The organism is Arthrobacter sp. 2YAF22_2, from assembly GCF_052114645.1.
GTDB lineage: Bacteria > Actinomycetota > Actinomycetes > Actinomycetales > Micrococcaceae > Arthrobacter.
Genome location: NZ_JBFRFD010000144.1, coordinates 1 through 7,325, shown reverse-complemented (window position 1 = coordinate 7,325; position 7,325 = coordinate 1). Strand labels below are relative to the sequence as shown.

At 69.5% G+C, this 7,325-nt stretch carries 8 protein-coding genes; 2 read left to right on the top strand and 6 right to left on the bottom strand.

Going from position 1 to position 7,325, the window contains the following annotated elements:
* Positions 1-435: 435 nt before the first annotated feature.
* Positions 436-1,512: a DNA integrity scanning diadenylate cyclase DisA gene (gene disA / locus AB4Y86_RS08005; RefSeq protein ID WP_441401693.1), complete on the top strand. Its 1,077-nt coding sequence runs from the start codon at positions 436-438 to the stop codon at positions 1,510-1,512.
* Positions 1,513-1,608: 96 nt separating this feature from the next.
* On the opposite strand, the gene AB4Y86_RS08000 is transcribed toward disA, so the two are convergent.
* Positions 1,609-2,322 (bottom strand): hypothetical protein, encoded by a 714-nt coding sequence (locus AB4Y86_RS08000; RefSeq protein ID WP_441401691.1) that lies wholly within the window; start codon positions 2,320-2,322, stop codon positions 1,609-1,611.
* A 228-nt stretch (positions 2,323-2,550) separates the two neighbouring features.
* Between AB4Y86_RS08000 and AB4Y86_RS07995 the strand changes: the two genes are divergently transcribed.
* Positions 2,551-3,387 (top strand): A/G-specific adenine glycosylase, encoded by an 837-nt coding sequence (locus tag AB4Y86_RS07995; RefSeq protein WP_441401690.1) that lies wholly within the window; start codon positions 2,551-2,553, stop codon positions 3,385-3,387.
* Between the two features lie 5 nt (positions 3,388-3,392).
* On the opposite strand, the gene dhaM is transcribed toward AB4Y86_RS07995, so the two are convergent.
* From dhaM to AB4Y86_RS07970, 5 genes are all read right to left on the bottom strand, one after another.
* Complete coding sequence (gene dhaM / locus AB4Y86_RS07990; protein WP_441401688.1) at positions 3,393-4,067, bottom strand: dihydroxyacetone kinase phosphoryl donor subunit DhaM; 675 nt, start codon at positions 4,065-4,067, stop codon at positions 3,393-3,395.
* A complete protein-coding gene (gene dhaL / locus AB4Y86_RS07985; RefSeq protein WP_441401686.1) occupies positions 4,064-4,690 on the bottom strand; it encodes a dihydroxyacetone kinase subunit DhaL in 627 nt (208 codons plus the stop codon). The genes dhaM and dhaL overlap by 4 nt, the downstream gene beginning before the upstream one ends.
* A gap of 2 nt (positions 4,691-4,692) precedes the next feature.
* On the bottom strand, positions 4,693-5,694 hold the full coding sequence (gene dhaK / locus AB4Y86_RS07980; protein WP_441401684.1) for a dihydroxyacetone kinase subunit DhaK: 1,002 nt from the start codon (positions 5,692-5,694) through the stop codon (positions 4,693-4,695).
* Positions 5,695-5,771: 77 nt separating this feature from the next.
* Entirely contained in the window at positions 5,772-6,281 is a 510-nt protein-coding gene (locus AB4Y86_RS07975) for an amino-acid N-acetyltransferase (protein ID WP_441401682.1), read from the bottom strand.
* Positions 6,282-6,407: 126 nt separating this feature from the next.
* Positions 6,408-7,325, bottom strand: a 918-nt coding sequence (locus AB4Y86_RS07970; protein ID WP_441401680.1) for an alpha/beta hydrolase family protein, incomplete at its 5' end; no start/stop codon positions are given.

Sequence of the window (7,325 nt, the reverse complement as noted above, 5' to 3'; positions counted from 1 at the left end):
GACTTGCCGGCGTCGGGGTGGGAGATGACTGCGAAGGTCCGGCGTCGGGCAGCCTGCTGGTGAATCTTGTGGACTCGGGCGGGGCTGTGGACTTCTTGAGACACGGTGCTACTTTCGCTGCGGCTTTGGACGGGTCACGGCGCGGAGAGCCCGCGGTACACCCAAGGCTCCAAGTTTATCGCAGGCAGCGACGCGGCCGGGTTGGCGCCGGTGCTGCGGCTCAAAATGCAGTTTGAGGGAGGCCGCGAGTTGCCGCTTGAGAGGTGCCGCCCGACGGTTTGGAATGGGCCACTTTGACCCTTGACTGTGCGGAAACCGGCCGCCCGTGCCCCTATGATGGTGCTTACGGGAAACCGGGCACTTTTGTTCTTGCCGGCGATCGATGAAAACCGGCGTACTTGCGGGCAGCGGCCTGCACCTTTGAAGGGAAAACCCATGGCTCGGAGCCCCGAAGATGCACTTAAGGCGACGCTGGCCAGGGTGGCACCGGGGACCGCGCTGCGGGACGGGCTGGAGCGCATCCTCCGCGGACGCACCGGCGCCCTGATCGTGCTGGGCATCGACCGGACCATCGAATCCATCTGCTCGGGCGGCTTCGAAATCGGGATCGACTTCTCCCCCACACGTTTGCGGGAACTGGCCAAGATGGACGGTGCGATTGTCTGTGACAAGGATGCGAGCAACATCCTGCGCGCCGGCGTGCAGCTGGTCCCCGACTCCAGCATCGACACCCAGGAGACCGGCACCCGGCACCGGACCGCGGAACGCGTCGCGATCCAGACCGGCGTGCCGGTCATTTCCGTGAGCCAGTCCATGCAGATCATCGCGCTCTACGTCAACGGCCTGCGCCACACCCTGGAAGGTTCGGAGAAGGTCCTGGCCCGCGCCAACCAGGCCCTCGCCACCCTGGAGCGGTACCGTTCGCGCCTGGACCAGGTGACCAGTTCGCTGTCCGCCCTGGAGATCGAGGCCATGGTGACCGTGCGGGATGTGGCCGTGACGCTGCAACGCCAGGAGATGGTGCGGCGCATCTCGGAGGAAATCTCCCAGTATGTGCTGGAACTGGGCGAGGACGGCCGCCTGCTCTCACTCCAACTGGACGAACTAACGGTGGGCCGCGGACCGGGCAGCGACGTGATCATCCGTGACTACTCCGGCCCCAGCGCCAGCGCCGCGGACATCGATAAGGCCGTCAAGGCCCTCGTGAACCTCGGGCCGACCGAGCTTATCGATTTGGGCAAGATCGCGGGCATCGTCGGCTTTGCCGGCGGCGAGGCGAACCTTGACGCCGTCGTCCAGCCGCGCGGCTACCGCCTGCTCTCGGGTCTCAAGGCCGTGCCGAAGGCCGTTGCGGACCGCCTGGTGGACCACTTTGGCGGGTTGCAGTTCCTGATGGCGGCCACCATCGATGACCTGATGACCGTGGACGGCATCGGCGACCAGCGGGCCCGGACCGTCCGCGAAGGCCTGAGCCGGATGGCCGAGGCCAGCCTGCTGGACCGGTTCCTCTAAGGCCCGGCCGTCTCCCCCGTCGGTTGCTCCGTAACGGCCCTTTTGGGCCCGCTAAAGGGCACCTGTGGAGCAATCGATGGTGCAAATGGACGCGGGTCAGCCGAGCTGGAAGATCGCCTTGGGGCTCGTCTTGCTTCCCAGCCGGGCGGTGAAGACGTAGGTCCCTACGGCAGGCTTGGCCGCGATCGGGGCGCATCCCTGCACCGTACGGTTGCGGTCCCACGGAAAGTTCGCCGTCTCGCTCTGGCCGGGCGGAATCGTCTTCACCAGGTCGCTGCTTTCCGCCTGGCAGTCCACGGACGAGAAGATCCGGTCCGTGCCGCTCGTGACCATGTACTCCATCTGCGAGGTCCCGAGGTTGACTTCGCACGGCACCCGGTTCCCGTTGGTGACCTTGAGGGTTAGCAGCGGATTCTCCCCCGCGGCGTAGGCGGCCTTGTCGGTGGCGGCCGCGACGGTCAGGAGCTTGTCGTCGCAGCCCGCGGTCGGGCTCGGCGAGTCGGCGGCCGAGGCCGAGGGGCTCGCGGAGGGGCTCGCGGACTGGCTGGGGGCCGGGGTGCTGCCCGGCAGTTCCTGCTGCGGGGTTTCGCTGCCCGTGGCCGCCGGGCCGGCGCCGTTGATTGCGGCGGAGATTGCGGCGAAGCCGCCCACGGCGAGGGCGAGCACCAACAGCAGGATGGCACCGACGAAGAGCCGGCGGCGTCGATAAACCGGGTTAACGGGTTTCCGGGCCGGTCTTCCCGTGGTCCTCGCCTTGGCGGACGGCCGCTGTCCCGAGCCGTGCGTTCCTGATTTGCCTTGCCTGACCATCCTTCTAGGCTAGAGAACACGGCGGGATATGCAGTCCCACCACGCCGCTGGCCGGACTATGCTCCTGATCTCTATTAGGCTGATTCGATCAAAGCCTTAGCCGATTCCCCCGCCCTCCCGGCCGTTGCGGCGGTCCCGCTCGCCGAACTGCACACTGCCCTGGACTCCTGGTTCGATGAAACCGCCCGCGACCTGCCGTGGCGCGCCGCCGACTGCTCCGCCTGGGGCGTGCTGGTCAGCGAAGTCATGCTGCAGCAGACCCCGGTGGTCAGAGTGCTGCCCGTGTGGTTGGACTGGCTGCGGCGCTGGCCTGCCCCGGCTGACCTGGCCAGGGAACCCGCCGGCGAGGCGGTCCGGTCCTGGGGCAGGCTGGGCTATCCGCGTCGGGCGCTCCGGCTGCACGCTGCCGCGGCGGCGATCGTCAACCAGCACAACGGCCAGGTTCCCGGCAACTACCCCGAACTGCTCGAACTCCCCGGCGTCGGCAGCTACACGGCGGCCGCCGTCGCCGCCTTTGCCTTCGGCCGCCGGGAGACGGTGGTGGACACCAACATCCGCCGGGTCCACGCCCGGCTCATCGCCGGCGCCGCGCTGCCGGCGCCCGCCCTGACGGCCGGCGAGATGCGGCTGGCGGCGCAGTTGCTGCCCAACGACGGCGCCGCCTCGGTGCGCTGGAACGCCGCCGTGATGGAGTTGGGGGCCCTCGTCTGCACGGCCCGGGCGCCGAAGTGCGGCGACTGTCCCGTCCGCGGCGCGTGCGCGTGGCTTGCCGCCGGCGAACCTCCTCCGACCTACACGCCCAAGGGGCAGGCCTGGCACGGGACGGACCGGCAGGTGCGCGGAGCCGTGATGGCAGTCCTGCGGGCGGCCGAGTCGCCGGTGGCCCGCGAATTTCTCGAGCGCGCACCGGCTGACCTGGGCTTCGAGGCCGCCGGGATCRGCGTCCCGCTCGCGGCGCTGCACCGGTTGAACTCGGCGCCGGAGCAGCTGGAACGCGCCGTCGCCGGGTTGCTCAGCGACGGCCTGGCCGAACTGGACCCGGCCGGGCTGCGGCTTCCGGGCTGAGCCGCTTAGGGCTCCCCGAAGCCGGCCTTGACCAGGCTGCCGAGGTAGTCCAGGGCCTTGGCCGCGTCCGGGCCGCTGGCTTCGATGTGCAACACAGTTCCTTTGCCTGCGCCTAGCATCATGAGCTCGGTCATGGAGGCCCCGTCGACGCCGTTGATGGTGACGTCCACTTCCATTCCGGCCAGGCCGCCGGCAATCTTCGCGGCCGGGCGGGCGTGCATGCCTGCCTGGTTGACGAGTTCGAAGTCGCCAGTAGCGTCCGGCGGCTGCCGGTGCTCGTGTTCGGGTCCGTGCGGGTGGGCCGGGGGCCGGTAGACGGCTTCGGCCGCTTCCTTCACGGTCCCGGCGTCGGCCCCCGTCTGGGCGGAAACCGCAGCGGCGACGAGCCCTTCGATCAGCGGGGCGTCGGCCAGCTGGATGGAGTCCGGAGCGGCGGCAAATTCCATTGCGGACTCCGCGGTCATCACGGCGGACCCAAGATCGGTCAGCACGACGACGCCGTTTCCCCCGGCCGCCCGTTCCAGCGCGGCCATCACCTTCTCCAGGCTGGTTCCGATTCTGCCGTCGTCGGTGCCGCCGGCGGCGATGATCACGACGTCGGGTGCCATTTGCGCGGCGAGTTCAACGGCGCCGTCGGCGATCTTTTCGCTGTGCGAGACGACGACGAGCCCGACTGTCATTCGGCGGCCACCGCGGCGGCACGCAGGATCAGGGCGCTGGAGACCGCTCCCGGGTCGCGGTGGCCGATGCTGCGCTCCCCCAGGTAGCTTGCGCGGCCCTTGCGGGCGAGCATCGGATCGGTGGACACCGCGCCGGCCTCGGCCGCCTCGGCGGCGGCGGTCAAGACCTTGCTGACATCGCCGTCCCCTGCAGCGGCGGCGGCGGCGTCAACCGCGGGGGTCCAGGCGTCCACCATCGTCTTGTCCCCGGATTCGGCCTTGCCGCGCGCCACGATGCCGTCGCGGGCTGCCTGCAGGGCGGTGGCCAGGGTGGCGGCGTCGATGTCGTTGACCTCTCCGAGCGCCGTCGCGGCACGCAGGAAGGCTGTTCCGTACAAAGGCCCGGCGGCGCCGCCCACCTTCGACATCAGGGTCATGGCGGTGAGCTTCAGCGCCGCGCCCGCTGTTTCCGGCGGGGTTTCGGTGAGCTTGTCCATCACGGCCTTGAAGCCGCGGTCCATGTTCTCGCCGTGGTCGGAGTCACCGATCGGCCGGTCCAGGTCGATGAGCTCAACCCGGTGCTCGGCCATGGCCTCCGCGGACAGCGTCAGCCACCGCACCGCCCAGTCGACGCCCAGCCCCACGTTCAGGCGCCCCAGCGGAGGGCCGGCGTGTGGACGGGCGCGTCCCAGAGCCCGGTCATTTCGTCGTCCAGGCGCAGGACGGTGATGGAGCAGCCCTGCATCTCGAGGGAGGTGATGTAGTTGCCCACCAGCGAGCGCGCCACGGTGACCCCCTGGTCCGCGAGCCGCTGCGCGGCCCGGCGGTACACGATGTACAGCTCGCTCTGCGGCGTGCCGCCCATGCCGTTGACGAACAGCAGGACCTTGTCCCCGGAGGCGAGGCCGAGGTCGCTGACGACGGGGTCCAGCAGCCGGTCCGTGATCCCGTCGGCGGGTTCCATCGGGATCTTGTGCCGGCCGGGCTCGCCGTGAATGCCGATGCCGATCTCGATCTCGTTGTCCTCGAGCTCAAAGCTCGGCACGCCGGCGTGCGGGACGGTGCAGGCGGTCAGGGCAACGCCCATGCTGCGGACGTTCTGGTTGACGCGGTCGCCGATGGCCGCGACGGCGTCGAGGCTGTCGCCGCGCTCGGCGGCCGCGCCCGCGATCTTTTCGACCAGGACGGTTCCCGCCACGCCGCGGCGGCCCGCAGTGTAGAGCGAGTCCTGGACGGCGACGTCGTCGTTGACGAGCACCGTGCGGACCTCCACCCCCTCGGCCTGGGCCAGCTCGGCGGCGGTCTCGAAGTTCAGCACGTCGCCGGTGTAGTTCTTCACGATGTGCACGACGCCGGCGCCGGAGTTCACCGCGAGGGTCGCCGGCAGGATCTGGTCCGGGGTGGGCGAGGTGAACACTGCGCCGGGCACCGCGGCGTCGAGCATGCCCATCCCGACGTAGCCGCCGTGCAGGGGTTCGTGGCCGCTGCCGCCGCCGGAGACGAGTCCAACCTTGCCTGCCACCGGGGCGTCCTTGCGGACGATGAATTTGGGGTCCGGGTGGACGGTCACAAGGTCGGCGTGTGCAAGCCCGAACCCTTCCACTGACTCGTCGACCACGGCCCTGGGATCGTTGATGAGTTTCTTCATGGCTGTGCTCCCTGGATGGTGTCCTGGCTGCTTGCTTAGACCCTACTACCGGGGCCCGGCCAGCGGTAGGCTCCGGGTTACAGGGCCCGGATCATCCGGGTGTTGCCCAGGGTATTGGGCTTGACCCGGGCCAGGTCCAGGAATTCCGCGACGCCTTCATCATGCGAGCGCAGGAGCTCGGAGTACACCACCGGGTCCACCGCGGTCTGGTCCGCCATCACCTCGAAGCCGTGTTTACGGAAGAAGTCCACCTCGAAGGTCAGGCAAAAGACGCGGGAGATGCCCAGCGCCGTTGCGTCTTCCAGCAGCCGCTCCACCAGTTGGTGCCCCACGCCCTTGCCGCGCCAGGTATCCGCAGTGGCCAGGGTGCGCACCTCGGCCAGGTCCTCCCACATCACGTGCAGCGCCCCGCAGCCGACCACCTCCCCGTTGCCGTCCTCGGCGATCCGGAACTCCTGGAGGCTTTCGTAGTACGCGACGGTTTCCTTGGCCATCAGGATCCGCTGCTCGGCCAGGGGCGCCACCAGGGTCTTGATGGCACCGACGTCGCTGGTGCGGGCAGGGCGGATGCGGATCGTCTCAGTCACAGCCCAATCCTACGGCGCGGCCCTGTAACGGCCCGGACCGGGACCCAACTGACTCGCACCTGTTGTCGTTTTGAGGGCTCAAAACGACAACTACTGCGAGCTAGTTGGGAGGGGCGCCGGGCGGGATCAGAGGCCCAGCTCGTCCGGGACCGGGAGATCCTTGTCCAGCAGGTTCTTGGCGAGGAAGTGCTCGACGACGCCGTACCAGACCTTGGCGTGCTGCGGCTGCAGGATCCAGTGGTTCTCGTCCGGGAAGTAGAGGAACCGGTGGTCGGTCTCGCCGTTCTCGTCGGCGGCCAGCTGGGACTTGGAGAGCAGCTCGTACCAGAGCCGGAGCCCCTCCCCGATCGGCACCCGGTAGTCCTTGTCGCCGTGGATGACCAGCATGGGCGTGCGGATGTTCTCCACGTGCCGGTGCGGGGAGTTCGCCGCGGCCATCTCGGCCGTCATTTCCTTGAGCCAGTACTGCGCGGCGTCAGTGGTCGGGCCGAACTGGTCCAGGGCCCAAAGGCTCGCGTGCGTGACGATCGCCTTGAACCGGTCCGTGTGGCCGGCCACCCAGTTCGCCATGTAGCCGCCGAAGGAACCGCCCATCGCCGCTGTGCGCGTCTCGTCGATGTCCGGCCGGCGGACGACGACGTCGGTGATCGCCATCAGGTCCTGGAAGGGGGCGTTGCCCCACTCGCCCCAGCCTCGCTGGATGTGGTTCTGGCCGTAGCCGGTGGACAGGGCCGGGTCCGGGAGCAGCACGGCATAGCCGCGGGCCACCAGCAGCCACGGGTTCCAGCGCCAGGTCCAGGCGTTCCAGGAGCCCAGCGGGCCGCCGTGGATCCAGAGCAGCAGCGGGGCCGGGTTGCCGGCCGAGGCGCCCTCCGGCAGGGCCAGGTAGCCGGGGACCCGCTCGCCGCCGACCGACGCCGTCTCCACCCGCTCGAGCACGCCGCGGTAGGCGGGGCGCTCGGCAGGAGCCGGCAGCCGGGTGACCCCGCCGCTGGACAGGTCGATCCGCACCGCTTCCGCGGGGAACTCATAGGAGCTGCGGAG

What these genes read in the sequence shown, in the direction of transcription:
- disA (WP_441401693.1), top strand. Translation starts at nt 436, where the DNA reads ATGGCTCGGAGCCCCGAAGATGCACTTAAGGCGACGCTGGCCAGGGTG.
- AB4Y86_RS08000 (WP_441401691.1), bottom strand. Translation starts at nt 2,322, where the DNA reads ATGGTCAGGCAAGGCAAATCAGGAACGCACGGCTCGGGACAGCGGCCG.
- dhaM (WP_441401688.1), bottom strand. Translation starts at nt 4,067, where the DNA reads ATGACAGTCGGGCTCGTCGTCGTCTCGCACAGCGAAAAGATCGCCGAC.
- dhaK (WP_441401684.1), bottom strand. Translation starts at nt 5,694, where the DNA reads ATGAAGAAACTCATCAACGATCCCAGGGCCGTGGTCGACGAGTCAGTG.